The sequence below is a fragment of the Streptococcus sp. Marseille-Q3604 genome (genome assembly GCF_916619785.1).
GTDB lineage: Bacteria > Bacillota > Bacilli > Lactobacillales > Streptococcaceae > Streptococcus.
Genome location: NZ_CAKAKM010000003.1, coordinates 59,915 through 84,690, shown reverse-complemented (window position 1 = coordinate 84,690; position 24,776 = coordinate 59,915). Strand labels below are relative to the sequence as shown.

Below are 24,776 nucleotides of genomic sequence, written 5' to 3'. Positions count from 1 at the left end.
TTTCCTATTTCGTTTTAATTGAAAATTAAGTGCCAAATTTTAGGTATGAAAACAATCATCCCCGTAATGACTGCATAACAAGAAACCACTAAAACAGCTCCAGCGGCCATATCCTTGGCATTTTTGGCTAGCATCGAAAAGTGATAATTACTAGCTAAATCGACAACATTTTCAATGGCAGAATTAACAATCTCTAGGGCAATTACGAGAAAAACTGCCATCAAAAGAAAGAGCCATTCTGTCGCAGACACACGGAAAATCAAGCCAGCCAATACCACCAAGATAGCTGAAACCAAGTGCTTGCGCATATTGCGTTCTTCTTTGAAAGCCGTTATTATTCCTGTCAGAGCAAACTCAAAACTAGCTGTAAATTCTCTATTTTTCCACTTTTTTTGTGGATTATTGTCGCGTAAGTCCATAAGCAGTCAAAATTTCTTCCTGTAATCCAAACATTTCCGCTTCTTCTTCTGGGGTGTAATGGTCATAGCCATTGATATGGAGAAAACCGTGAACAGCCAAGAAACCCATCTCACGTTCAAAACTATGTCCATAATCCTCAGCTTGTTCATGAGCCTTATCAACGGAAATAAAGAGTTCACCGATATAACTATCAAACTCTCCCATCATTTCAGCTAATTCAGGATTTTCAGCCAACTCTTCCTCATCAAAGCTAATATCTAATTCAGGCTTATACTCCAAACTAATGACATCTGTTGGACGGTCTGTATCACGATATTCCAAGTTTAGTTCGTGGCTGCGTTCGTTGGTTACAAATGTAACAGCCATTTCCTTGTCTTCCTTGCCAAGTTTTTCTGCTGCAAAATCTAGCAACTCCAAGGTTTGTTCTTTTAATTTCTCAGAGACTTGTCCAGTCTCGTCAATCATTTCAATATACATAAGATTCTTTAGGAACGGCTATGCTCACTTCAAGCACAGAACCGCTCGCTTCCTTTCACTAACTCATTAGCTTTTTATAGAAATACTCAAATACATAGAATCCTAACTTTGAGTATTTTTAGTTTAATATTAATCACCTCATTATACCATAAGGACACAGAAAAAGCAGACTTAAGTCTAATTGTCTGCTTTTTGTATGGCCTCTCCGTGAATCGCTTACTTATCCAAACTATCCTTAAGACGTTGAATATGAATGGTTAAATAGACCTGTTCGTCCAAACTCAATTCAAAAGTGTAACCTGTCTTAATATAGTTAGCAATCTTTTGGGTACAGATAAAGGATTCTGGATAATTTACCCTAACCTGCTCGTAAAGAAAAGCATCATTTTTACCACCACTAACCCCACTCACAATCCGTTGCGCTAGATAGCGAAGATGTGTAATAAATCGGTTATAAGAGAAACTATCCTCCTCCAAATCACAACCAAAATGAAGACGGACAATGTCACTAATTCCAACCACAATTTGAGTCATCTGTCGGTCTTTTTCATGGAGACCCACATCCTTTTGTGCATTGACAAAATGTAAAGCGACAGAGGCAGCCTCATCATCTGCCAATTTAACTTCTAAATCCTTGGCAATCAAACGAAGAGCTTGTTTTCCAATCTCATACTCCCGAGGGTAAAATTTTCGAACCTCCCAAGCCAAGGGATTCTGCAAAGAAACACCTTCTCTACTTCTTTCAATAGCGTAATGTAGGTGGTCAGCAAGGGCGATGAAAAAAGAGGGATCAAACTTGGTTTGCAAGACAGCCTCAGCAAAAGTAAGGATATTCAAAAAGACCTGCATTTCACCATCAGGTAAATTGACATAAACACGAGACCATTCCTCTACTGCCTCTGTATTTTCCAAAACAAAAGTCTTTTCAATCTTTTCCTTATCAACAAGGTCTCCGACCTTCTTTTGAAAGCCTAGTCCCTTACCCATGACAATGTATTCCACATTATTATCCAAAGCTTGGACAACATTGTTGTTTAAAATCTTTTCAATCTGCATCATGATCCCTCATTAAAAAAGCGCTTACTTTATTTTACCAAATTTTTAATGAGAAACCTACTTACTACAAACTAAAAGTGCTGGCCTGACCAACACTTTTTACTTATAGTTCTGTTCGATTTTCGATAGCTCTTAGCAAGGTCACTTCATCAGCATACTCAATGTCAGAACCGACTGCCAAACCACGCGCTAAACGAGTCACTTTGATTCCTGCAGGTTTAAGGACACGCGAAATATACATAGACGTCGCCTCACCATCTGCTGTTGCATTAGTGGCAATAATAATCTCGTCAACCTCGCTGTCCATAAGGCGGGTAATCAAACTTTTCAGGTTAATATCGTCTGGTCCAACACCATTCATAGGGGAGATAAGCCCTTGAAGCACATGGTAGAGACCACGGTATTCCTGAATCTTTTCCATAGCTGAAACATCTTTGGAATCTTCAACAACCAAAATCTTAGTACGATCTCTGGTTTCATCGGTACAAATATTACATGGATCATCATCTGTCAAACGACCACAGACCGAACAATAAGTCAATTCACGTTTTGCTGCCAAGAGGTTTTTTGCGAAATCATTGACATCTTCATCAGACATACTAATGGTATAAAAAGCTAGGCGTGTCGCTGTTTTAGCCCCAATTCCAGGGAGTTTTGAAAAACTATCAATCAGCTTCGCAATTGGAGTAGGATAAAGCATGAAGGCCTCCATTTCTCTATATTTTTTATTTCTTATCTTTTATCACTGTCATGGATAAGTCTTTACCCAAGAATAAACACTCAAACACTATATCACAGAAAAATCCCTCGTGCAAGGCACAAGAGATTTTCATTGTTTAGTGAGTATTTTGATAAAGCTCCATAATAGCTTTGACTGCATTTTGATGGGCCTTACTCTTCCAATCTAGAGCGTGTGGATACATAATACCTACAGCCAGCTTAGTGCCATCTTTGGCAGTCGCATAGGCAACCGCATTAAGGTTAACCGTTGTTACAGAATTACCGGAACCATCCGTCGCATATGTTTCGCCTGTCCCTGTTTTACCACTAATCGGAATGATAGAACTTGCCATAGCTTTACCAGACGCAAGGCTAGAGCCAGAATTGACCACATCATTGAAACCTTGTTGGATAAGGCCTAATTGCTCAGAATCGAGAGGTAAGGTATTTAATACACGTGTATCTACCGTTGAAGCTAGAGTTCCTAGACTACCATTAGCTCCTGCATCGTAGATACCTCCAACAATATGGGGTGCTACACGTTTACCACCATTGGCAATTGAAGCAACATACTGAGCCAGCTGAATGGTTGTATAAGAGTCGTACTGACCAAAGGCCTCTGTCAAGACGTTGGCTACATTGTAATTCTTAGAAATGTAACCTTCTGATTCTCCAGGTAAATCAAGTCCTGTAGACACCCCCATACCAAAATCAGCATAGGTATCACGAAGCGTCGTCATGGCCTTATCCATATTGTCAGTCGACAAGGCCATACCTGGAACATACTGTTGGCCAAGTAGTTTGATAGCAATCTGTACCATATAGGTATTTGATGAGTATTCTAGAGCCTGTGTCGCGGTAATAGGACGGCTACCTTGGTCTGTAAACCAAGATGTGATAGGGGCTGAACCGGCAATGTTGATGGGTTGGTCAGTCAAGACTTGGTTCCCATAGATAGCACCTGAACGCCAACCAGCAGTTAAGGTTGCTCCCTTAACAACAGATCCTGGAATGAAGACATCAGTGATTGTTCCTAAAGCATTGGCCTTAAAATCTTGTGCACCTTGTTCATGTTTTTGCCCTGCCATGGCAAGCACAGCACCAGTGTCAGCATTCATAACCACTGCATACATTCCTTCAGAATAGGTAGCTTTATTTTCTGAAATCTCTGAAGAAAGCTGTTGACCTAGGATGTCTTCAACTCCCTTTTGGAAATCAAGGTCGATGGTCAACTGCAGATTGTTCCCCTTGCTGCCCTTTTGAGTGATTTTATCACTAGCAACTTTGCCTTCCTTGTCTACTGTAATCTCACGAACAGTATGTTTTCCTTGTAGTTTCTCCTCGTATTCTTTTTCTAGATAAGACGTTCCTACACGGTCATTAAGAGCATACCCTTTTTTGAGGTATTCCTTGGCATCTTCTTGTGGCAAACCTGCTTCTGAGCTTGAGACTTTCCCGATGAGAGGTGACAAGGCTGAATCAACCGTATGACGTTCCCAATCCTTAGCAACCGTAATACCATTGAGTTCCTTCTGTTTAGCTGCTACAATCGCAATTTGTTCAGGCGTCAAGTCCCCTGTTTTCAATGTGACTGTTGAGAAATTAGAAACAGCATTCATCTGTGAGTAAATGTAGACAATCTTAAGTTCATCCTCAGAGTAATCCACTGCTTCATCAGGAACTGCATCAACAGCATTGTTATAAATAGTAGCTTCAGCTAATTTATTACCAAACTTATCTGTTTTCTTGTCGTTTGGAAGATCATTAACAACTCGCTTATAAGTGGCAGAATCCGCTAGATAGAAATCCCGTTTTTGACGTGCTGTTACCTTCGTTTCTGTCAGAGTCACCATGGTCGCCAACTTTTCAGCGACCTTCTTCATCGTATCTGATGACACCAAATTGCTACGTGTGAAGGTGATAACATCCTTACTCTGGTTGGTCGTGAGGGCAACCCCTTTAGCATCAAAGATTTGCCCACGTTCGCTTGCAATCCTAACTGTATACTTAGAATTATCATCTAATTTCTTCGTATAAAACGATTTGTTATAAACCTGCATATAGGTCAAACGTGCAAAAAGCAACAAAAAAAGGACAAAGACTACACCAAAAAGCAAGTAAACACGACGGGAGATGTTTACTGGCTTTCTAGGTTTATTCGCTCGTTTTTCTTTTCGTTTTTGGCGCCGTTTTTCCCATTTTTGACTGAGTTTTTTCGAAAATGATGTCACTTTTTTTCCTCTATGTTCTCATAAAAATTCTCTTTTATTTTATCACAAATAAGCTTCAGCAATCTTAAAAAAATGTCGAAATCTAAAAAAACTTGCCTCAATATAAGACACGTTTTTTAGATTATAATGATAACTTTTTCATCCAGCTAGGAATGGCTTTACTGATATGTGTCGGCAAAACCACATAGGCATTTTTAGCCAGATCATCAGCGATAGCTGAGTGAAGCCAGGTAGCCACTGTGACAGCCTTATAGCGATCAATTGGAGGAAACTGGGCCAGAAAACCAGTAATCATACCAGCCAAGGTATCTCCCATTCCTCCTGTGGCTTGATAAGGCCCACCAACTTCTAAATGAGCTACTTTTTCACCCTGATAGACAGCCGTCTTGTGACTCTTGGCAACCAGGATTGTCCCAGCTTGGAACTCACCTAAGGCTTTTTGAGTGTTGGAAACTGTCTGCTCTGGAATCCTAAAACCAGACAAGCGTTCCCATTCTTTTTGATGTGGGGTGAGAGTAAGGTGACAATCTGGTAAGTTCTTCTTATTCTTCTTAGCCAAAAGATTGAGAGCTGAACCATCAACAACCAAATTTTTATCTGCCCTAATATTTGCCAGCACCAAGTCCATAGCCTGACTAGCTACACCATCTTCACCTAGGCCAGAACCGATTAATACCACATCAGCTGCCCTAAGATTCTCAAGAAATCTTTCAGTCTCTCTAAGGTCAAAAGCCATGGCTTCAGGGAGATGAGCATGAAGGGCTGTGATATTTTCACGATCCGTAGCCACTGTGACCAAGCCTGCCCCACTATTGACACAAGCTATGGCAGCCATAATGATGGCACCACCATAAGGATAAAGTCCACCAACTAAAAGCACTCGACCGTAAGAACCCTTGTGAGACTCTCTCAAGCGAGGTGTTATCACTTGCCTAGCTAAATCGTCATCAACTTTCATAAACTATCCTTTCGCACTACGAAGAGCAGCTTGATAGGTCTGTTCCATCAACATAGTAATAGTCATAGGGCCTACACCACCTGGAACAGGCGTGATCATGCCAACCTTATCTTTCACTTGATCAAAATCAACGTCACCACAAAGTTTGCCTTCTTCATCACGGTTGATTCCCACATCAATGACAACAGCACCCTCTTTGACATATTCTTCTGTTACAAATTTTGCACGTCCAATAGCTACAATCAAGACATCTGCCTTGCTACAAACCTTAGCCAAATGCGGTGTTCGTGAGTGGGTCAAGGTAACTGTAGCATTCTTTTCTAGAAGAAGCTGAGCCATAGGTTTACCAACAATATTACTACGTCCAATGATAACTGCTGTCTTACCTTCCAATTCAACATTGTACTCACGAAGGATTTCCATAATCCCAGCCGGTGTACAAGGCACCATTTGACGGCGACCATTCCAAAGATTACCAGTATTCATAGGATGGAAACCATCGACATCTTTTTTAGGATCAATAGCCAAAAGAATACGCATTTCATTAATATGATTCGGCAGTGGCAATTGAACCAAGATACCATGGAAAAGTGGATCCTGATTATAGCGCTCAATAACTTCAATCAACTCTTCCTCACTAATACTCTCAGAAAGATTGACCGTCTGACTATGGAAGCCAGCCTTTTTAGCAGCACGTTCCTTATTTCGCACATAAACCTGACTGGCAGGGTTATCACCGACCATGATTACCACGAGTCCTGGCACAATCCATTCCTTTTCTTTTAGACGTGCTACCTTTTCTTGCAATTGATCCTGCATTTTAACAGCTAGGGCCTTACCATCCATTATTATCGCCATGGGTGTTCTCCAATACATACTTTTTTTCAATTATACCATAGTGAGGACTCTTTGTGACTAAATTTTCTAAATTTTCAAAAAGACGTTTCAAGTGAAAACTAAAAAAGCTGGAATTGCCTTCCAACTTCTTCTGATTATCTTTCGTGACTAATCCACAAAATCATTTTGCTGGCTCCAACCCTTAATAACCTTCAAGGTCTTCTGCTGGTATTTGCCACTTTCATACATGTGATCTGCACCTATTAAGGAAACGAGAACAGAATCACGGTAGTTCTTAGCTGTTCTTCTAGCAATATTAGGATGAGTCATCTTATCCTTGGTTCCTGAAATGACGAGAACAGGACATAAAATGTTACTAAAGTCCACATAAGCTGCCTTTGTCTTATCAAACCAATGAAGAGCCATCTGAGTATAAACTTTTCCTGATTCAGGAACCAGACCAGCAAAAACTTCCTCTTTCAAAGTTTCCTCTTGTTCATTCATGCAATACTTGAAAAACTCCTTTTTATAAGGGGGCATGGCTTTTTTCCAAAACCCCCAGCGTAAAAAGTGTTTGCCAAAACAAGCTAACATGGTTGGATAAAAGGCATAAATATCTGCTGTCGGAGCAGGTCCCATGAGAATCATACCAGCAACTTCTGTCTTTTCAGCAACCATTTGAGCCACCAGACAGCCTAAAGAGTGCCCTAAAATGAGTGGTGGTTGGTCTAGACTTTCAATCAAAGCCACTAAATCATCTCGATAGTCCTGCAGGGTAACAGTCCCAACTTTAGCTAGGCACTCTTGATAAGGTAGGTCATGGTAACGAAAGCTAGGTGTATGCACCTTGTATCCCATTTGACGTAGACCTGTCGCAAATTCTCCCCAAACATTGCCATCACACCAGGTCCCATGAATTAGGACAATCTCTCTGTTCAAAACCATTCCTTATACATCTCCCTTTTTTGTTAAAAATTTAGATTATTTATCTATCTTATAGTATCATACTTCCAACCTAGATACCTTTATACATTTCTTACAATCGTAAGAAAATAGTCTCTTATTCATTTAAGAGACCATTTTTCTATATATTATTAGCGATTAACCTTATGCATTTCTTCCTTAACCGGACAAGAACACTCACAGTCGCCACAAGAACCTTTTCCTTTGATATAGTGACGGATGCCAAGACCAGCCAAAGCAAAAATAATGAAGGCAATGATAAACGTTGACATAACAATTCCTCCTAAACCTAAATATGGGCTTCTTGAAGATTCTCTAAGCTAATGATTTGATCCTTAATCTGACGTGGTTTACGAACCACAAAATAAATCATGGTCACTAACAGCAAGAAAGCAACAAAAGTCCAAATTGTCATTGACTTGCCGTATAGGATAACTTGGCCAAACTGATAAAGAATTAAACTCACACAATAAGCTAGGCCTGTTTGAAAACCGATAGCACCAACTGTCCATTTAAGATTGGCCATTTCTCGCTTAATAGCTCCAATAGCCGCAAAACATGGGGCACAAAGTAAATTAAAGACTAAGAAGGAATAAGCTGCTAGGGAAGAATAATCTCCTCGTAAAGCCTCAGCTAAACCAGCTTCACTGCTATTATGATAGAGAATACCAAAGGTGGCAACAACAGTCTCCTTGGCAGCTAAGCCTGTAAGAGCCGCAACTGTTGCCTTCCAATTTCCAAATCCAAGCGGATCAAAAATCCAAGACAAACTCCTACCGAGAGTCGCCAAAATGCTGGCTTCCGTATCTACCGTATGTAGCGTAAAGTTGTAGTTAGACATAAACCAGATAAGAACTGTCAAACTGAAAATGATGGTTCCCGCACGTTTGACAAAACTCATAGCCTTACCAAAGGCATAGCGCAAAACTGACATGGCTTTAGGCCAATGGTAAGCAGGCAATTCCATTATAAACGGACTGGTTAGGCCACCCAAAAAACTCGTCTTTTTGAGGGCAATACCTGATAAGATAATGGCAGCCATCCCAATAAAATAAGTACTTGGTGCTACTAATGAGTTACTAGGGAAGAAAGCTCCAGCAATCAAGGCAATTATTTCTAACTTGGCCGAACAAGGCATGAAGGTTGCCGTCATAATGGTAATGCGACGGTCCCTTTCATTTTCAATAGTTCGACTAGACATAACCGCTGGAACCCCGCAACCTGTCGAAATCAACATGGGAATAAAGGATTTTCCAGAAAGCCCAAAACGTCGGAAAATACGGTCCATAACAAAGGCAATACGACTCATATATCCAATGTCCTCAAGCACACCCAAACAGATAAAGAGCACAAAAATTTGAGGAAGGAATCCTAGTACTGTCCCAATCCCAGCGACGATACCATCAATAATCAAAGACTTAAGCCAGTCCTGAACTTGAAGAAAGTCAAGACCAGAAGTTACCAAATCTGGAACATACTTACCAAAAAGCACATCGTTAGCCCAGTCTGTCCACATGGTTCCAACAGTTTGGATAGATAAGAAATAAACCAAATACATAACTGCTGCGAAAATTGGTAAAGCCAAAATACGGTTGGTAACAATCCTATCAATCTTATCTGACAAGGTCAGGGCAAAATCTTCCGTATGACTTTGAGCCATCTGGCAAACACGTTCGATAAAGGCATAACGCTCATTAATGACAATTGACTCCGCATCTTCAGTGAAAACTTCCTCAGTGATACGAATGATATCTTTGATTTCTTTTCGTTGGAATGGGGACAAGTCTAGCTCAGCCTCAACTAAAGCATCGTGTTCAAAAAGTTTAATGGCATAAAAACGCGCAGACCTTTGCGGCACCGAATTTCCCAAGACTTCCAAAATTTGTGAAATAGCAGCTTCTAATTTATCATCATAAATTGGAAAGGCAATATCACCGACTGTAGAAGTCGTCGTATGGGCTGCCTTCTTCACTACCTGATCCACACCAGTTTGCTTGAGAGCACTAGTAGCTACTACTGGGACGCCTAGATGATAAGATAATTTATCAACATTAATTTGTTTTCCCTGAGCCTCTAAAACATCACTCATGTTAAGCGCTAAAGTGACTGGAATACCTGTCTCAATCAACTGCGTTGTCAGATAAAGGTTACGCTCCAAATTAGTCGCATCAACCACATTTAGAATACTTTCGGCCCTTTGGCTCAACAAATAGTCACGCGCTACCTTTTCTTCAGGGCTATAGGGTGACATTGAGTAAATCCCTGGTAAATCCTGGATTTCTAAATCCTTATTCTTTTTGACCAGACCACTTTTTCGTTCTACAGTAACACCCGGCCAGTTACCAACACGCTGATTGGTCCCTGTTATCAGGTTGAATAAACTGGTTTTACCACTATTAGGATTACCTATTAATGAAATTTCTGTCATTTTTCCTCTCCCTCGTCCAGCATGACCACACTAATCATTTGCGCTTCCGACTTGCGTAGGGTTAATTCATACCCTCTCAAGCTAATTTCTAAAGGATCTCCCAAAGGGGCTACCTTACGCAATAAGACCCGAGTACGCTTTGTAATTCCCATATCCATAAGACGCCGTTTGGTCTCATTTGCTGAAAAAATATCAGTAACGATAGCCGAACGTCCAACTGGTAATTCAGAAAGAGGTATCTTTTCCTGATCTTCCTCTGCAGGTGCCAAATCAATCTTATCTAGAATCGAAGCATCAAAGGCTAAGCGACTCCCCTTCACGATAATAATAGCACTGTTCTTGGTCTTAGTTACCACCTCAATCATTTCACCGGCAGCCAGCCCTAGGTTAGATAAGTGCAAAAGACTATCCTTAGGGAGGTTAATGCCAAGAATCCGGTAAGGCGTTTTTAAGGCCGCATCATATATGAGCATATTTCTTGACCTACTTTATTATTTTTGATATGGCATCATTATAGCATATTTATCCATCTTTTCCGCAAAATTATCCTAAACAAGAATAATTCTAGAAAAGCAGAACACAAAAAGAAAAGGCCGGAAAAGTTCCAGCCTTCACAAACAATGTATACATACTTAATGAATATCTTACAAAACCTTACTCAAGAAATCCTTAGTACGATCTTCCTTAGTATTATCGAAAATCTCTTGTGGTGTTCCTTCTTCTACAATAACACCACCATCCATAAAGATAACACGATCAGCCACCTCATAAGCAAAGCCCATTTCGTGGGTAACAATTGCCATTGTCATCCCTGATTTAGCAAGGTCCTGCATAACTGCAAGAACTTCACCAACCATTTCTGGGTCAAGGGCTGATGTTGGTTCGTCAAACAAGAGAACATCTGGATCCATAGCCAAACCACGTGCGATTGCAATACGTTGTTGCTGACCACCAGATAGACTTGTTGGGTAGGCATCTGCCTTATCTTTCAAGCCAACCTTTTCTAAAAGTTCCATAGCTTTCGCGTCCGCATCAGCTTTTGAAACACCCTTGGTTTTAATCGGTGACAAGGTGATATTTTCCTTAACTGTCATGTTCGGGAAGAGGTTAAACTGTTGGAAAACCATTCCCATTTTTTCACGCATCTTGAAAATGTCGTTATTCTTATCTGTAATATCCACACCTTCAAAAGAAATAACGCCTTTTGTAGGTTTCTCAAGCAAGTTCATTGAGCGTAGGAAAGTTGATTTTCCTGATCCTGAAGGACCAATGATAACCACTACTTCACCCTTTTTAATATCTAGATCAATCCCTTTGAGAACTTCATTCTTACCAAAATACTTGTGAAGATTTTTAATCTCAATAATTGTTTTTGCCATTATTTACGTCCCTCCCCAAGTCGTTGTTCCATTTGTTTCAAGAGTGCCGTCATAGCTGTTGTTACAATCAAATAATAGAAGGCTGCGAACAAGAGCGGCGTCAAAGTCAAGTAGGTCGTTGTTGCAACAGTTTGTGCACCATTCCACAATTCCATAACCCCGATGGTTTGCAAGAGCGAACTATCCTTGATAATAGTGACAAACTCGTTACCTAAGGCAGGCAAGATATTTTTAATAGCTTGAGGCAAGACCACATAACGCATGGTATTCCATGGACGGATACCAAGTGAGTAGGCTGCTTCAATCTGGCCTTTAGGAATAGACTCGATACCTGCACGTACGCTCTCAGAAATATAAGCACCACTGTTCAAAGAAAGGACGATAATACCCGGAACGATACGTGACAAATCAAGGTTTAAAATCCCAAACTGCACAGTTGGAAGGTTCATGTGGATGAGGTTAAAAGCAATCATAATCTGCACAACCATAGGAGTCCCACGGAAAACCCAAACATAAAGGCTTACTAGCCACTCCAAAGGTTTGATTCCAGAACGCTTGGCCAAGGATACCAAAACCCCAAGGATGGTTCCGAAGAAGACCACACAGACCGAAATCATAATTGTTACTAAGACACCATAGTTAAAGTAAGACCAAAACTGCGGTAGAAATGAAAAATTCATCTAGATACTCCTTACTAATATTCTTCAATATTATATCAGAAGACTGTATAAAAATAAAGTATTTTCTTATAAATGCGATATTTCAGTATAAAAACTAAGTTATAGACATCGCTATCAAATCTCTCAAGCAAGACACCTCATGTATTTCCAAGATGACACCACGCCAAAAGCTTTGCCAATGAGTTGAAACACTACCTGTTTTGACAAGCCATACAAGCATCATCCCATGCTTTCATCCTGATAAAAATGCCTGAAACTATCGAGTTTCAGGCATTCTGACTTTTGGGACCTTGTAAAGTTCCAAAATAATTTATTAGTAAAGCAAATCGTAGATTTCCATTGCAATCAAGTCGATGCTATCAAATGAATAAGATTCACGCGCTTCAACGTCACGCAATGTGAAAACTGGACCATTTTCAGGATCGTTGCTAAATGATACTTCGGCAACAACCACTCCTTCACGTTCAAAATTACGTTTCAAATTACCACCATCAGCCGCCATCATTTCAAGACGGTTAATGATTCTCACCAAATGTGATTCCATGTTATTTCTCCTATTAATTGTGTATTTCTTACTTATTTTATCACACTTATGGGAAAAATGGGGGAATTTTAGATATTTTTCAAGGAATTGTACATAATGGCCTTGATAGAATGCATACGATTCTCAGCTTCTTGGAAGATGATATCGCTGTATTTTTGGAAGACTTGATCGGTGATTTCTAATTCTGCCAAACCATATTTGTCATAGATTTCTTGCCCAATTTGGGTATTGAGATCATGAAAAGCTGGGAGACAGTGCATAACGATGACATCTGGATTTTCCGTCTTGGCAAGTAGGTCTGCATTAATTTGATAAGGCAGGAGTAAATCAATACGAGATTTAAAGTCTACTTCTTCACCCATAGATACCCAGACATCCGTATAAAGCATATCCACTCCCTTGACCTCTGAAATATCATCTGTAATGGTTAAATCGGCACCATTATTATGTTTCTGAGCTAGGGCTACAATCTCATCTTCAGGTTGCAGCACCTCTGGGGCAATAATCTTGACATTAACGCCTAAAATAGCCGAAGTGACCAAAAGTGAGTTGGCCATATTATTTCTACCATCTCCAATATAGGCGATGGTCAAGCCTTCCAAACTACCAAAACGCTCCTTCAAAGTCATGAAATCCGCAATCATTTGCGTTGGATGCCAGGTATCCGTCAAACCATTCCAGACCGGAACACCTGAGTACTTAGCCAATTCCTCGACATCTTCTTGCTTAAAACCACGGTACTCGATTCCATCAAACATAGATCCCAGAACCTTAGCCGTATCAACTACAGATTCCTTTTTACCCAACTGAATGTCTCCAGCACCAAGGTAGGTCACATTCATACCTAGGTCCTGACCGGCCACTGTAAAAGCTGAGCGAGTTCTGGTAGATGTTTTTTCAAAAATCAAGGCAATATTTAAGCCATCTAAATATTTATGCGGAATTCTTTCCTTCTTTAACTGTTTAAATTTTATAGATAAATCAATTAACTCCTCGAGTTCCTGCTTAGTAAAGTCGATTTCTTTCAAAAAGGATTTAGCTTGTGTCATAGGTATCTCTCTTTCGTTCTGAATAATATAAAAATATTATATAATATTTATACATAATAAACAAGTGATTTTGAATTAAAATTCAACGTTAGCACTCCTGCCAATAGAGTGCCAAACCTAGATGCTTTTTACTTGCAATCTATCTCCCGCATGCTATAATGGAGTCATAGATTTGACCTTTTTTGACCAAGAATATTTTCAACAAAGGTCTTTCCCAATTCAGATAGAAAAGAGGTACTGATATGCTCTGTCAAAACTGTAACCTTAATGAAGCTAGTATTCATTTGTATACCAATGTAAATGGTAATCAGCAACAAGTTGACCTCTGTCAAAATTGTTATAAAATCATGAAATCTGACCCAGAGAACCCCCTTAATCAATTCAATCAAACTGGAGGTTCCAGCTTCTTCGATGATTTCTTCAGCGACCTAAATAACTTCCGTTCTTCTAACGGTGATCTTCCCAATACACCTCCAACACAAGAAGGTGGTAACCGAGGAAACGGTGGCAATACACAAGGGCCAGGCCGTCCAGGAGGACCACGCCAACAAGCTCCTCAACAGCCACAAGGTCTTCTTGAAGAGTTCGGCATTAACATCACTGACATCGCTCGTCGTGGAGACATCGATCCAGTCATTGGACGTGATGAGGAAATCATTCGTGTCATCGAAATTCTTAACCGCCGTACCAAGAACAATCCCGTTCTCATCGGTGAACCCGGTGTCGGTAAGACTGCTGTCGTTGAAGGTCTAGCTCAAAAAATTGTAGATGGTAGTGTTCCTCAAAAACTCCAAGGTAAACAAGTCATCCGTCTTGATGTGGTCAGCTTGGTTCAAGGGACTGGTATCCGAGGCCAATTTGAAGAACGCATGCAAAAACTCATGGAAGAAATTCGTCAACGTCAGGATGTTATCCTATTTATCGATGAAATCCATGAAATCGTAGGAGCTGGTAATGCTGGAGATGGCAATATGGATGCTGGAAACATCCTAAAACCTGCCCTTGCTCGTGGGGAACTACAACTGGTCGGAGCAACAACACTCAACGAATACCGCATCATCGAAAAAGATGCTGCCCTTGAGCGTCGTATGCAACCAGTTAAGGTTGACGAACCAACTGTTGAGGAAACCATCACTATTTTGCGTGGGATTCAGCCTAAATATCAAGACTACCACCACGTCAAATATACGGACGAAGCGATTACTGCAGCTGCAGAATTGTCCAACCGCTACATTCAAGACCGTTTCTTACCAGACAAGGCCATCGACCTTCTTGATGAAGCTGGTTCGAAGATGAACTTGACCCTCAACTTTGTTGATCCTAAAGATATCGACAAACGTTTGATTGAGGCTGAAAACCTCAAGGCTCAAGCTACTCGTGACGAGGACTTTGAAAAGGCTGCCTATTTCCGTGACCAAATTGCCAAATACAAGGAAATGCAAAAGCAAACCATCAAAGACCAGGATATGCCTGTCATCACCGAAAAACATATCGAAGCTATTGTGGAACAAAAAACCAATATTCCTGTCGGTGATTTGAAAGAAAAAGAACAATCACAACTTCTTAGTCTTGCCGATGATCTTAAATCACATGTTATCGGACAAGATGCTGCAGTTGATAAGATTGCTAAAGCTATCCGCCGTAATCGTGTTGGATTGGGTGCTCCAAACCGCCCAATTGGTAGCTTCCTCTTCGTAGGTCCTACAGGAGTCGGTAAAACTGAGCTCTCTAAACAATTGGCGATTGAACTCTTTGGTTCAGCTGACAGTATGATTCGTTTCGACATGTCAGAATACATGGAAAAACACGCCGTTGCCAAATTAGTCGGTGCCCCTCCAGGATATGTCGGTTACGACGAAGCTGGTCAGTTAACTGAAAAAGTCCGCCGTAATCCTTATTCACTCATTCTTCTAGATGAGGTTGAAAAAGCTCACCCAGACGTTCTTCACATGTTCCTCCAAGTTCTTGACGACGGTCGCTTGACTGATGGTCAAGGGCGAACTGTAAGTTTCAAGGATACCATCATCATCATGACTTCAAATGCTGGTACAGGTAAAGTAGAAGCTAGCGTTGGCTTTGGAGCTGCCCGTGAAAATCGTACCAATTCTGTGCTTAACCAGCTTGGAGATTTCTTCAGCCCTGAATTCATGAACCGTTTTGACGGTATTATCGAATTCTCTGCCCTTAGCAAGGAAAATCTCCTCACTATCGTGGACCTCATGCTTGATAATGTCAACCAACGCTTGGCTAATAACGGTATCCACCTCAGTGTAACTGAGAAAGTTAAGGAAAAATTGGTTGACCTTGGTTACGATCCTAAGATGGGTGCTCGACCACTACGTCGTACCATCCAAGATCACATTGAAGATGCTATTACCGACTTCTACCTTGAAAATCCAAACGAAAAAGATCTCAAGGCAGTCATGACTTCAAAAGGCCACATTACCATTAAGTCTGCTAAAAAAGCCGAAAAAGCTACTCAAAAAGCTGAGGCAGCAAAAGAATCTGATTAAACAAATAAACCAAGTCATTACGACTTGGTTTATTTATCTTTTCATTTCCTATTTTCAAATTTATCCCTAATTCTGCCTAAATCAATAGGAAAATGAGCAAAATTTTAGTATAATATAGGCAAATAAACGTAAGGAGCAACTCATGAATCCAACATTTGGTGACAAGGTTGAGGGAGCTCATTATCAAACACGTTACGGTGTTTATGCTGTGATTCCTAACCAAGAAAAGACAAAGATTATTTTAGTCCAGGCTCCTAACGGAGCTTGGTTTCTCCCAGGTGGAGAAATCGAAGCAGGCGAGGATCACTATAGCGCATTAGAACGCGAGTTGATTGAAGAACTTGGGTTTACAGCCACTTTAGGCCAGTACTATGGCCAGGCTGATGAATACTTCTATTCAAGCCACCGTGACACTTACTATTACAATCCAGCCTATATTTATGAAGTTGTAGATTTTTCAAAAATTGGCAAACCTCTCGAAGATTTCAATAACCTGGCCTGGTTTCCAATTGATGAAGCCATTGCTAAACTTAAACGTGGCAGCCATAAATGGGGAATCGAACAATGGAAAGCAAGCAACATAACAACTAGCAAATCTTAGGAGGAAACTATGAAACTCATTAATACGACCCGTACACACCAAGAACTCGTTCAAAACCAACTAGACAACACGGATGCCTTTCTCGTAGAGACCTACTCTGCTGGGAATACTGATGTTGTCTTTACACAAGCACCTAAGCATTATGAACTCTTGATTTCAAATAAACACCGTGCTGTTAAAGACAATGAATTAGAAGTTATCCGTGAATTCTTCCTCAAACGAAAAATCGACAAGGATATCGTTTTGATGGACAAACTCAGAACAGTACACACTGACAAATTGATTGAGATCTCATTCCCAACAACTGTATAAGACAAAACAAGCAATGGCTAATACCACTGCTTGTTTTTTTGTATGTTACAAAGCTTTCGAAGCTTGATCCAGAACTTCCATAACCTGACGACTATGTTCCAACTGCTTGGCAACACTGTCAAAATCCTTGGTCGCCACCATCTTTTCAAAAGCCACAAATTCATCATGCATACGATGTTGTAGACTATTGAGATTGACGACTCTCTCTTTCTGACCATTGAGGGTGACGCCAATCTCAGGGAGAGTGTTGGTTGCACCAAAAATGGTAATAGCTCCCTTATCTCCTTGAATAGTTGAACGAATCTCGGCACTACAGTCTTTAGCTCCAATGGCAACAGCCTTAAAGTGACCATAGTCCAAAACTAGAATTCCTGACGTATCCACTCCTCGCTCCACATTAGGTAGATATTCCACACGATTAGGCTTACCAAAGAGACCAACCAGGAGATGGATATTATAGATATTAAGATCTCTAAGTGCTCCCCCACCCATTTCAGGGTTGAAGGCAGGAGCAATCTCTCCTCGCTTAAAGGCATCGTAACGTGAAGAATATTGAGAATAATTGATATTCACAATCTTAATATCTCCAATATCAGACAAGGCTTCCTTAATCGCTGTAAAATTAGCCAAATATTGATTGGTAATAGCCTCCATCAAGAGAAGCTCTTTTTCTTGCGCAAGCTTAGCCAGCTCTTCAAACTCTTCCAAATGTAAGGTGAAAGGTTTCTCACAAATAACATGCTTGCCGGCCAAAAGTGCTTTCTTAGCATAATCATAGTGGGTATGGTTGGGCGTTCCCACATAAATCGTATCAACTTCTGGATTGGACAAAATCTCCTCATAATCACTAGTCGCCTGAGCCAAACCATATTGCTTAGCTAAAGCTTTAGCTTTGTCAAGTGATCGTGGTGTCGACATGATAGCTTTAAGCTCAATTCCTTCAATAGTAGTTAACACAGGAAGAACCTCTGTCACAATCATTCCTGTACCCAATAGTGCAAGTTTCATCAACTTACCTCCTTAATTTCTAATCTCTCTTTACAATGGTCCAAGCCCATATAGAGACTTATAATGAAAGAGGACTCAAATCGAAGTCCTCTAAAATTTAAGAACGTCCAAGCAGTTTCTTAACTCCTTGAATCGCTTTGTATTTAAGCGGTTGTGGATAATAGCGGAAGGTTCCCATCTTGCGAACAATGTAACCATTAAAGTTTTGTTTAAATCGCAAAACTCCATCTGAACCATCAAAAATCCCCATAATCCCAAGGAAATTATAGAAAGTAATACCACGTTTGATAGCTTGTGTCATCACATACTCTTGCAAGAGCGCTGGCGCATAAAACTTATTAAACTCAGGATAAGATCCACTAAAGAGATAAACAGCTTCTTGAGGGGTATAGACGAAAAGACTTCCAGCCAGAACAATGTCTTCCTGACCATACTTATCGATAAAGGCAGTTGCCTCTCCCTTACGAACATCAAAAGTCTCAAACTGACTTGATAGTTCTCTCAATTGGTTTTGCTTTTTCTCAGACTTTGGATTAGCCTCTAAATCAGCCTGGAGTTTAACAATTCTAGCCCCCAATTTAGCTTGATCACTTTCCAAATGGTCATAGTAATCTTGAAAATTCAGGGTAGCAACCATAAAATCAGCATTGTCACCAAAAGCATCATAAAAGTCTTGATAATAATCCAACGATTTATCACTATACTCACGACGATCAGAGGTCGCTGAAGTGATTTCTTTAAAAATGGATAACTCATCACGTTTCAGTTTTTTTAATTTAATCCCGAACGTTTTGGCTTTTTTAACCAGAGGTTTTCCCTTTTTACTAAAAGATTTGATGAGATCTTTTTCTTCAATCCCTGATAAATCCTTCACATAGTGCCAGTCAGGTTCACCACCAGGATAGCCTGTCTGTAAACCATCAAAGCTATAGCCTAAATCAGTCAATTGACTAATCAATTGCTTCTGCTCATCACTAGTTGGTTCACCATTACTATCAAAAGTTTGATAAGTATCATAAGGTTTGATTAATAGTTCAAGAGAACCATTTTCCTTAGCATAATCCTTCAAACCTTGGTAAAAGTCGCTTAGATGAGCTGTATTTGAGTGAATCGGTCCACAATTCACCTCCATACGAAGCCCACCAGTCATAGGCATGCTGTAGACAATTGCTGAGACTTCTAGCTGGTCTCCTTCTTTCCAAGCGACATAGCTAATGCTAAATCCACGTTTTTCAAGAAGCTTAGCCATTTCCTCAGTTTGCATAAAAGAACGCTCAGACACTTGTTGAGCATGTGTGTTAAATTCTTCTTTAGTTACTTGAATGAAGCTCATTTTTTTCCTTCCTAAAATGGATAAAGTAAATGACGAGTGAGATAAAAAGCAAGATGGCAAGTACTGCCACTAATGGCATTCGGATTGGACGGATATTAAGCAACAAATCTCCACTAACTGCATAAACAATCGATACTGGCGTCACTCCAATAAGTATCGCCAAAATCCTCGTCCTTGTGGGTAAATTCATTTGAACACAAGCATAATTGACCAGAGCTGATGGTATAAATGGAATAGAGAAGGCCAGTGAAATCCCAATAAAGCGATGCTTAAAGTTCTCAATATAGTTTAGAAGTTTCTCCATGCGTTTGGACTTCTCTGGCTTTTCAAGTCTTCTCAGAATTTCAAAACTAGTCAAATTCCCAAAAGTATTACCAATAATATTCATCGGAATCGCAAGCAAAGGGCCATAGAGTAGCCCAACAAAAATACAAAAAATAGAACTTGAAACTCCAGGAATAGCCGATGACAGAATCATGAGACTAAGAAGGATCAGTGCATTTTGGAAATTAGCCTGCTTAAAAACTTCTCTTAAAAAGGCTTGATCATGCTTAGCGTTGGTCCATTCCTTGATTAAGGGGATGAAGTTATTTAAAAGAGGCCATAAGAATACCAGTATTAAACCGGCTATCCCTATAAAAAATAGTCTTTTTTTGGTCATTACATCTCCATAATTTTAATCGCTCCTTTTATTATAACAAAAAAATGCCTTCATTGATTTAGAAAGGCATCTTTTACTGCGATTACTTATTAATCAAATTTGCTTGTGACTTGTTTTCCAAGGCACCATTTTTAAAGTTAAGGGTAAGGCTACCTGTTTCACCCTTCTTAGCAACAAGGTTCGAAGACCAAAGCGCTTGTGTCATTGTTGCATCTGAAGAGACTGCAATCGAATAAACATCAGGTGTACCAAGCGTTTTGACAGCATCGTCATAGCTAGTTCCATTTTTGAGATTTTCGTACATCTTCAGTGTGATTTTAGGATCACGGACGTAAGAAAAGTTTGAAATTGACTTAACCACAGTGCTATTGTTAAAGAGTTTCGCTGTAACAACAACATTGTCATACTGCCAATTATAAACATCAAGCTTAGCATCTCCTGCCTGCTCCTGACTCGTTGATGAAGGTTCACCAAACCAACCCTTCAAGCTATCAAGATTTGAGCCTCCTGAAAATTCCTGAGAAGCATTTGCCATGGTAATCTTATCAAAGTTCTGGCGAACATTCCCATGCTTAACGGTTAAAATCTTAGAGGCTTCATTATCCAAAGATCCCTTCGTCTCTGTCTTAGACGAAGATTTTCCACAAGCAGCTAGAGTAAAAAGTGAGAGACCTAAAACGGTCAAAGACAAAAGTTTTTTCATAATAAATTCCTATATATACAAATAAAAGGCTGACGCCTCTGGTTTTTATGGAGCCGGTGGGAGTCGAACCCACGTCCAAACACCTGCCAACATATTCGTCTACAACCATAGGTTATGTCTTTCATTTAACAGATAGACGACACATAACTCAAGCCTTCTATCTGCGAGCCTATAAATCTCTTTTCAACCAGCTAGGCAATAGTCAAACGTAGCTTATAAATCAATAAAACCTCTAAACAAACATAAGCAATCTGCTAGAAGTCACGCGAGCAGGTGTTTAGGCTGCTACAGCGTAAGAATTAGTATTTTTTGCAGTTATATTTAACTGAGCGTTTACGTCGCCACACGAGTCGCAGAATATGCCTCATAATGCCTGTCGAATCCGTAACGACCCCAATATGAGATACTGAGTATTATATCAAATTCTTTAATAAATTGCAAAAGATTAGCCAAACTGTCTCTCCCAATAAATCCACTATAGAGACGCTAATACAGTAGTCAACTTTGATTTTAGGATAAGCTAGTAGCCATTCATCTGTATGTTTGCGTTTTTCCTTTCAACACTAAAAGATTTTACATAATAATTTCACTAAAACTTAGCAACTAAAAAAACGTTGAGCGAACAAATCTTTCAACGTTTTTTCTTTTTGCACCCTAAGGGAATCGAACCCCTATCTCAAGAACCGGAATCTTACGTGATATCCATTACACTAAGGGTGCTAACAGTATACTATTATAGCATATTCTAAAATAGAAAAAAAGACATGTTTCCATGCCTCTTTTCTATCTTACAATTCGATATCTCCGAAAAGATCCGCCATTGAGAATCCAGATTGAGTTTCTGGAAGTTCGTAGTCACGTTTTTCTTGACGTTTTGGACGACGTGGACGTGATTGACGTTTTTCGTTGTTTTCGCCTTCAGCGTTAGCTGGACGTTCTTCAAGAGCTTTGATAGAAAGTGATACACGTTCTGCATCAGCGTTTACTTCAAGAACTTTAACAGTAACGTCTTGACCTACTGAAAGAACATCTTTTGGATTTTCAACACGTTTGTGTGAAATTTGAGAGATGTGAACAAGTCCATCGATACCTGGCAATACTTCAACGAAAGCACCGAAGTCAGTCAAGCGTTTAACTTTACCTTCGATAACATCACCAGCAGCAAGTTTTTGTTCAACGCCATCCCATGGTCCAGGTGTTGTTGCTTTAAGTGAAAGTGATACACGTCCTGCTTCTTCGTCGATAGCAAGAACTTTAACTTCAACTTCATCACCTACAGATACAACTGATTTAGGTGAAACGTTACGTTCGTGAGACAATTCAGTCACGTGAACAAGTCCGTCAACACCACCAAGGTCGATGAAAGCACCGAAGCTTGTCAAACGAGCAACTTTACCAGTTACGATTGAACCAACTTCAAGTTTAGAGAAGACTTCTTTACGAGCTTCTGCAGCTTCAGCTTCAACAACTTCACGACGTGAAAGGATGAAACGGTTTTCAGCTGGATCAACTTCTTTAATTTTAGCGTCAAATTCTTGACCTACAAATTGTTCAGTGTTACGAACAAAACGAGTATCGATCATTGAAGCTGGAATAAATCCACGAAGACCTTCAAATTCAACTGAAAGTCCGCCTTTAACAGCGCGTGTTCCTTTAACAGTAACAACTTCTTCTTCACGACCAACAAGTTTATCCCAAGCTTTGCGAGCTTCCAAGCGTTTTTTAGATACAAGGTAAGTTACAGTATCAGTATCTTTACCAACAACTTGACGAAGAACAAGCACTTCAAGTGTTTCACCAACTTTAACAAGGTCTGCAACGTTTGCGTCACGGTCGTTTGTCAATTCACGACGTGTCAAAACACCTTCGATACCAGTTCCTTCGATAACAACATTTGCTTGATCATTATCTACTGAGATAACTTCAGCTGTTACAACGTCACCTGTGTTAACTTCGCTAACACTGTTTAGCAATTCTTCAAATTCGTTCATTCTAAAAAGATCCTCCAACAAGAGCCAGCCAATTCTGACCCTTGATAACAATATATTTTTAAAGGTACCCGCAAAGACAATGGTTAACATAGACGGTGCCAATGCACCCGATACCTTTTACTGGGGTAGCTGGATTCGAACCAACGCATGAGGGAGTCAAAGTCCCTTGCCTTACCGCTTGGCTATACCCCAATAGCAAAATGCTATAAAAAAACATCTAAGTACTTGACATCGACTATCCCGATTCAGTTTCTTAGACATGGAGAGAGAGGGATTCGAACCCCCGAACCCGAAGGAGCGGATTTACAGTCCGCCGCGTTTAGCCTCTTCGCTATCTCTCCTTAAGAACAAGAAATAGTATATCACAGTTTCTTGACCAAAGCAAGCCTTTACTTTGGATTTTAATGATTAAGATTGTACGATTCAATAATGGCAGCTACTGCATCATCCATTTTTTTGTGGAAACCTGCAACATTTTCCTTATCAACAACGGCAAACTTACTATCAATTTCCACAATTTGTCCAATCACTTTCTTGCCAACAAGAAGTTCAAAACCTTCGATGGTTGCCTTGTTGACGACTACTTTGGCATCATTAATTTGGATTTCAATTTTTTTATCTTTTTTACTCATAGATTTATACCCGATACTTGGCTCGAGCCATCCTTTCTTAATGTATCTCCTTAATTCTACCGAAAAAGAAAAAAGCTTGCAAGAGCAAGCCTTAAAATAATCAATTACTATTAAGAATTAGTCAACTTTGACAATCCATCCTTCTGGTGCTTCAACATCACCAAATTGGATACCTGTCAACTCATCATAAAGTTTACGTGTTACAGGACCTACTTCTGTTTCTGAGTAAAAGACATGGAAGTCATCACCATGTTGTACCCCACCAATTGGTGAGATAACGGCAGCTGTACCGCAGGCACCTGCTTCAACAAATTTATCCAATTCAGAAATCTTAACATCACCTTGGATAGCTTTCATACCGAAGCGATTTTCAGCCAAGTGAAGCAATGAGAACTTGGTGATAGATGGCAAGATAGATGGGCTGAGTGGTGTAATAAATTCGTTATCAGCTGTGATACCAAAGAAGTTTGCAGAACCCACTTCTTCAATCTTAGTGTGAGTTGCTGGATCAAGGTAGATAACATCAGAGAAGTTACGGTCATGTGCAATCTTACCTGGCAACATACTTGCTGCGTAGTTACCACCAACCTTAGCAGCACCTGTACCATGTGGCGCAGCACGGTCATAATCATCTTGAATAAGGAAGTTTGTTGGAGCCAAACCACCCTTGAAGTAGTTACCTACTGGCATAGCAAAAATAGTAAAGATATACTCATCTGCTGGATGCACACCAATAATATCACCAACCCCAATCAAAAGTGGACGGAGATAAAGTGTAGCACCTGTACCATATGGTGGAACGTATTCTTCATTGGCACGCACAACTTGTTTACATGCATCTACAAATTTGTCGACAGAAACTTGTGGCATCAAAAGACGATCAGCAGTACGTTGCAAACGTTTGGCATTTTCATCTGGACGGAACAATTGAATAGAGCCATCTTTAGTACGGTAAGCCTTGAGTCCTTCGAAAGCTTCTTGACCATAGTGAAGGGCTGGAGATGCTTCTGAAATATGCAAAGTTGCATCCTCAGTCAATTGCCCCTCGTCCCATTTACCGTCTTTGAAATATGAGATATAACGGAATGGAAGTTTACGGTAATTAAATCCTAGATTTTCCCAGTCTAAATCAACTGTCATGTGTATGTCCTCTTTTCTGTTACTATGTGCTTCCTAGTATAGTCCTTTTCATTGAAAATTTCAAGGTTGTGTTGCAAAATTCTGACAATTCTTTTTAAAACAGTTCTTTAGTCTCTTAAAGAAAAAAACTCTGCTCTCTA

At 40.0% G+C, this 24,776-nt stretch carries 25 protein-coding genes, 3 tRNA genes and 1 other RNA gene; 3 read left to right on the top strand and 26 right to left on the bottom strand.

Features of this window, described 5'->3' with window-relative positions; translation table 11 throughout:
• Window positions 1-14 precede the first annotated feature (14 nt).
• From LG375_RS09840 to argF, 15 genes are all read right to left on the bottom strand, one after another.
• Window positions 15-419: a diacylglycerol kinase family protein gene (locus LG375_RS09840; protein ID WP_002890438.1), complete on the bottom strand. Its 405-nt coding sequence runs from the start codon at window positions 417-419 to the stop codon at window positions 15-17.
• On the bottom strand, window positions 400-897 hold the full coding sequence (gene ybeY, locus LG375_RS09835) for an rRNA maturation RNase YbeY (RefSeq protein WP_037599238.1): 498 nt from the start codon (window positions 895-897) through the stop codon (window positions 400-402). Before ybeY ends, LG375_RS09840 begins: the two co-directional genes overlap by 20 nt.
• Window positions 898-1,113: 216 nt before the next feature.
• Window positions 1,114-1,953 carry a BglG family transcription antiterminator LicT gene (gene licT / locus LG375_RS09830; RefSeq protein ID WP_037599275.1) on the bottom strand — a complete coding sequence of 280 codons (840 nt, stop codon included), beginning with the start codon at window positions 1,951-1,953 and terminating at the stop codon, window positions 1,114-1,116.
• Between the two features lie 103 nt (window positions 1,954-2,056).
• A complete protein-coding gene (gene recR / locus LG375_RS09825) occupies window positions 2,057-2,653 on the bottom strand; it encodes a recombination mediator RecR (protein ID WP_002886148.1) in 597 nt (198 codons plus the stop codon).
• Between the two features lie 136 nt (window positions 2,654-2,789).
• On the bottom strand, window positions 2,790-4,904 hold the full coding sequence (gene pbp2b, locus LG375_RS09820) for a penicillin-binding protein PBP2B (protein ID WP_225745726.1): 2,115 nt from the start codon (window positions 4,902-4,904) through the stop codon (window positions 2,790-2,792).
• Window positions 4,905-5,025: 121 nt separating this feature from the next.
• Window positions 5,026-5,862 carry an NAD(P)H-hydrate dehydratase gene (locus tag LG375_RS09815; protein WP_225745725.1) on the bottom strand — a complete coding sequence of 279 codons (837 nt, stop codon included), beginning with the start codon at window positions 5,860-5,862 and terminating at the stop codon, window positions 5,026-5,028.
• 3 nt (window positions 5,863-5,865) lie between these two features.
• Window positions 5,866-6,720: a bifunctional methylenetetrahydrofolate dehydrogenase/methenyltetrahydrofolate cyclohydrolase gene (locus tag LG375_RS09810; protein WP_080610357.1), complete on the bottom strand. Its 855-nt coding sequence runs from the start codon at window positions 6,718-6,720 to the stop codon at window positions 5,866-5,868.
• A gap of 147 nt (window positions 6,721-6,867) precedes the next feature.
• Complete coding sequence (locus LG375_RS09805) at window positions 6,868-7,644, bottom strand: alpha/beta fold hydrolase (protein WP_225745724.1); 777 nt, start codon at window positions 7,642-7,644, stop codon at window positions 6,868-6,870.
• 149 nt (window positions 7,645-7,793) lie between these two features.
• Window positions 7,794-7,934, bottom strand: a complete 141-nt coding sequence (locus LG375_RS09800; protein WP_155211674.1) for a FeoB-associated Cys-rich membrane protein — start codon at window positions 7,932-7,934, stop codon at window positions 7,794-7,796.
• Between the two features lie 17 nt (window positions 7,935-7,951).
• Window positions 7,952-10,090, bottom strand: a complete 2,139-nt coding sequence (gene feoB / locus LG375_RS09795) for a ferrous iron transport protein B (protein ID WP_225745723.1) — start codon at window positions 10,088-10,090, stop codon at window positions 7,952-7,954.
• Window positions 10,087-10,563, bottom strand: a complete 477-nt coding sequence (locus LG375_RS09790; protein WP_064523218.1) for a ferrous iron transport protein A — start codon at window positions 10,561-10,563, stop codon at window positions 10,087-10,089. The genes feoB and LG375_RS09790 overlap by 4 nt, the downstream gene beginning before the upstream one ends.
• 171 nt (window positions 10,564-10,734) lie before the next feature.
• Window positions 10,735-11,469: an amino acid ABC transporter ATP-binding protein gene (locus LG375_RS09785; protein WP_073686440.1), complete on the bottom strand. Its 735-nt coding sequence runs from the start codon at window positions 11,467-11,469 to the stop codon at window positions 10,735-10,737.
• Window positions 11,469-12,149 (bottom strand): amino acid ABC transporter permease, encoded by a 681-nt coding sequence (locus tag LG375_RS09780; RefSeq protein WP_002890385.1) that lies wholly within the window; start codon window positions 12,147-12,149, stop codon window positions 11,469-11,471. Before LG375_RS09780 ends, LG375_RS09785 begins: the two co-directional genes overlap by 1 nt.
• A 313-nt stretch (window positions 12,150-12,462) precedes the next feature.
• Window positions 12,463-12,693, bottom strand: a complete 231-nt coding sequence (locus LG375_RS09775) for a DUF1797 family protein (protein WP_002885970.1) — start codon at window positions 12,691-12,693, stop codon at window positions 12,463-12,465.
• Between the two features lie 68 nt (window positions 12,694-12,761).
• Window positions 12,762-13,742, bottom strand: coding sequence for an ornithine carbamoyltransferase (argF, locus tag LG375_RS09770; protein WP_038675579.1), 981 nt, complete (start codon window positions 13,740-13,742; stop codon window positions 12,762-12,764).
• 242 nt (window positions 13,743-13,984) lie between these two features.
• Here argF and LG375_RS09765 point away from each other — a divergent pair, with 242 nt between their 5' ends.
• From LG375_RS09765 to LG375_RS09755, 3 genes are all read left to right on the top strand, one after another.
• Window positions 13,985-16,255 carry an ATP-dependent Clp protease ATP-binding subunit gene (locus LG375_RS09765; RefSeq protein WP_225745722.1) on the top strand — a complete coding sequence of 757 codons (2,271 nt, stop codon included), beginning with the start codon at window positions 13,985-13,987 and terminating at the stop codon, window positions 16,253-16,255.
• Between the two features lie 142 nt (window positions 16,256-16,397).
• On the top strand, window positions 16,398-16,856 hold the full coding sequence (locus LG375_RS09760) for an NUDIX hydrolase (RefSeq protein WP_084914834.1): 459 nt from the start codon (window positions 16,398-16,400) through the stop codon (window positions 16,854-16,856).
• A 9-nt stretch (window positions 16,857-16,865) separates the two neighbouring features.
• A complete protein-coding gene (locus tag LG375_RS09755; protein WP_002885967.1) occupies window positions 16,866-17,168 on the top strand; it encodes a DUF1827 family protein in 303 nt (100 codons plus the stop codon).
• A 45-nt stretch (window positions 17,169-17,213) separates the two neighbouring features.
• Here LG375_RS09755 and LG375_RS09750 read toward each other — a convergent pair whose 3' ends face one another.
• From LG375_RS09750 to LG375_RS09700, 11 genes are all read right to left on the bottom strand, one after another.
• Window positions 17,214-18,176, bottom strand: coding sequence for a Gfo/Idh/MocA family protein (locus LG375_RS09750; RefSeq protein ID WP_021144497.1), 963 nt, complete (start codon window positions 18,174-18,176; stop codon window positions 17,214-17,216).
• A gap of 97 nt (window positions 18,177-18,273) precedes the next feature.
• A complete protein-coding gene (locus LG375_RS09745) occupies window positions 18,274-19,509 on the bottom strand; it encodes an aminoacyltransferase (RefSeq protein WP_080611478.1) in 1,236 nt (411 codons plus the stop codon).
• Entirely contained in the window at window positions 19,487-20,170 is a 684-nt protein-coding gene (locus LG375_RS09740) for a TVP38/TMEM64 family protein (RefSeq protein ID WP_073686444.1), read from the bottom strand. Before LG375_RS09740 ends, LG375_RS09745 begins: the two co-directional genes overlap by 23 nt.
• Window positions 20,171-20,252: 82 nt before the next feature.
• A complete protein-coding gene (locus LG375_RS09735) occupies window positions 20,253-20,873 on the bottom strand; it encodes a DUF3862 domain-containing protein (RefSeq protein ID WP_002885892.1) in 621 nt (206 codons plus the stop codon).
• A 45-nt stretch (window positions 20,874-20,918) separates the two neighbouring features.
• Window positions 20,919-21,268, bottom strand: a transfer-messenger RNA (tmRNA) gene (ssrA, locus tag LG375_RS09730).
• 253 nt (window positions 21,269-21,521) lie between these two features.
• Window positions 21,522-21,593 (bottom strand) — tRNA-Arg (locus LG375_RS09725).
• A gap of 68 nt (window positions 21,594-21,661) precedes the next feature.
• A complete protein-coding gene (gene rpsA, locus LG375_RS09720; protein WP_003094841.1) occupies window positions 21,662-22,864 on the bottom strand; it encodes a 30S ribosomal protein S1 in 1,203 nt (400 codons plus the stop codon).
• Window positions 22,865-22,984: 120 nt separating this feature from the next.
• Window positions 22,985-23,056 (bottom strand) — tRNA-Gln (locus tag LG375_RS09715).
• A gap of 68 nt (window positions 23,057-23,124) precedes the next feature.
• Window positions 23,125-23,205 (bottom strand) — tRNA-Tyr (locus LG375_RS09710).
• Between the two features lie 60 nt (window positions 23,206-23,265).
• Complete coding sequence (locus LG375_RS09705; protein WP_060775851.1) at window positions 23,266-23,496, bottom strand: DUF2969 domain-containing protein; 231 nt, start codon at window positions 23,494-23,496, stop codon at window positions 23,266-23,268.
• A gap of 117 nt (window positions 23,497-23,613) precedes the next feature.
• Window positions 23,614-24,642 (bottom strand): branched-chain amino acid aminotransferase, encoded by a 1,029-nt coding sequence (locus tag LG375_RS09700; protein ID WP_256263069.1) that lies wholly within the window; start codon window positions 24,640-24,642, stop codon window positions 23,614-23,616.
• Window positions 24,643-24,776 lie beyond the last annotated feature (134 nt).

What these genes read in the sequence shown, in the direction of transcription:
- LG375_RS09840 (WP_002890438.1), bottom strand. Translation starts at nt 419, where the DNA reads ATGGACTTACGCGACAATAATCCACAAAAAAAGTGGAAAAATAGAGAA.
- ybeY (WP_037599238.1), bottom strand. Translation starts at nt 897, where the DNA reads ATGTATATTGAAATGATTGACGAGACTGGACAAGTCTCTGAGAAATTA.
- licT (WP_037599275.1), bottom strand. Translation starts at nt 1,953, where the DNA reads ATGCAGATTGAAAAGATTTTAAACAACAATGTTGTCCAAGCTTTGGAT.
- recR (WP_002886148.1), bottom strand. Translation starts at nt 2,653, where the DNA reads ATGCTTTATCCTACTCCAATTGCGAAGCTGATTGATAGTTTTTCAAAA.
- LG375_RS09815 (WP_225745725.1), bottom strand. Translation starts at nt 5,862, where the DNA reads ATGAAAGTTGATGACGATTTAGCTAGGCAAGTGATAACACCTCGCTTG.
- LG375_RS09810 (WP_080610357.1), bottom strand. Translation starts at nt 6,720, where the DNA reads ATGGCGATAATAATGGATGGTAAGGCCCTAGCTGTTAAAATGCAGGAT.
- LG375_RS09805 (WP_225745724.1), bottom strand. Translation starts at nt 7,644, where the DNA reads ATGGTTTTGAACAGAGAGATTGTCCTAATTCATGGGACCTGGTGTGAT.
- LG375_RS09800 (WP_155211674.1), bottom strand. Translation starts at nt 7,934, where the DNA reads ATGTCAACGTTTATCATTGCCTTCATTATTTTTGCTTTGGCTGGTCTT.
- feoB (WP_225745723.1), bottom strand. Translation starts at nt 10,090, where the DNA reads ATGACAGAAATTTCATTAATAGGTAATCCTAATAGTGGTAAAACCAGT.
- LG375_RS09790 (WP_064523218.1), bottom strand. Translation starts at nt 10,563, where the DNA reads ATGCTCATATATGATGCGGCCTTAAAAACGCCTTACCGGATTCTTGGC.
- LG375_RS09785 (WP_073686440.1), bottom strand. Translation starts at nt 11,469, where the DNA reads ATGGCAAAAACAATTATTGAGATTAAAAATCTTCACAAGTATTTTGGT.
- LG375_RS09780 (WP_002890385.1), bottom strand. Translation starts at nt 12,149, where the DNA reads ATGAATTTTTCATTTCTACCGCAGTTTTGGTCTTACTTTAACTATGGT.
- LG375_RS09775 (WP_002885970.1), bottom strand. Translation starts at nt 12,693, where the DNA reads ATGGAATCACATTTGGTGAGAATCATTAACCGTCTTGAAATGATGGCG.
- argF (WP_038675579.1), bottom strand. Translation starts at nt 13,742, where the DNA reads ATGACACAAGCTAAATCCTTTTTGAAAGAAATCGACTTTACTAAGCAG.
- LG375_RS09765 (WP_225745722.1), top strand. Translation starts at nt 13,985, where the DNA reads ATGCTCTGTCAAAACTGTAACCTTAATGAAGCTAGTATTCATTTGTAT.
- LG375_RS09760 (WP_084914834.1), top strand. Translation starts at nt 16,398, where the DNA reads ATGAATCCAACATTTGGTGACAAGGTTGAGGGAGCTCATTATCAAACA.
- LG375_RS09755 (WP_002885967.1), top strand. Translation starts at nt 16,866, where the DNA reads ATGAAACTCATTAATACGACCCGTACACACCAAGAACTCGTTCAAAAC.
- LG375_RS09750 (WP_021144497.1), bottom strand. Translation starts at nt 18,176, where the DNA reads ATGAAACTTGCACTATTGGGTACAGGAATGATTGTGACAGAGGTTCTT.
- LG375_RS09745 (WP_080611478.1), bottom strand. Translation starts at nt 19,509, where the DNA reads ATGAGCTTCATTCAAGTAACTAAAGAAGAATTTAACACACATGCTCAA.
- LG375_RS09740 (WP_073686444.1), bottom strand. Translation starts at nt 20,170, where the DNA reads ATGACCAAAAAAAGACTATTTTTTATAGGGATAGCCGGTTTAATACTG.
- LG375_RS09735 (WP_002885892.1), bottom strand. Translation starts at nt 20,873, where the DNA reads ATGAAAAAACTTTTGTCTTTGACCGTTTTAGGTCTCTCACTTTTTACT.
- rpsA (WP_003094841.1), bottom strand. Translation starts at nt 22,864, where the DNA reads ATGAACGAATTTGAAGAATTGCTAAACAGTGTTAGCGAAGTTAACACA.
- LG375_RS09705 (WP_060775851.1), bottom strand. Translation starts at nt 23,496, where the DNA reads ATGAGTAAAAAAGATAAAAAAATTGAAATCCAAATTAATGATGCCAAA.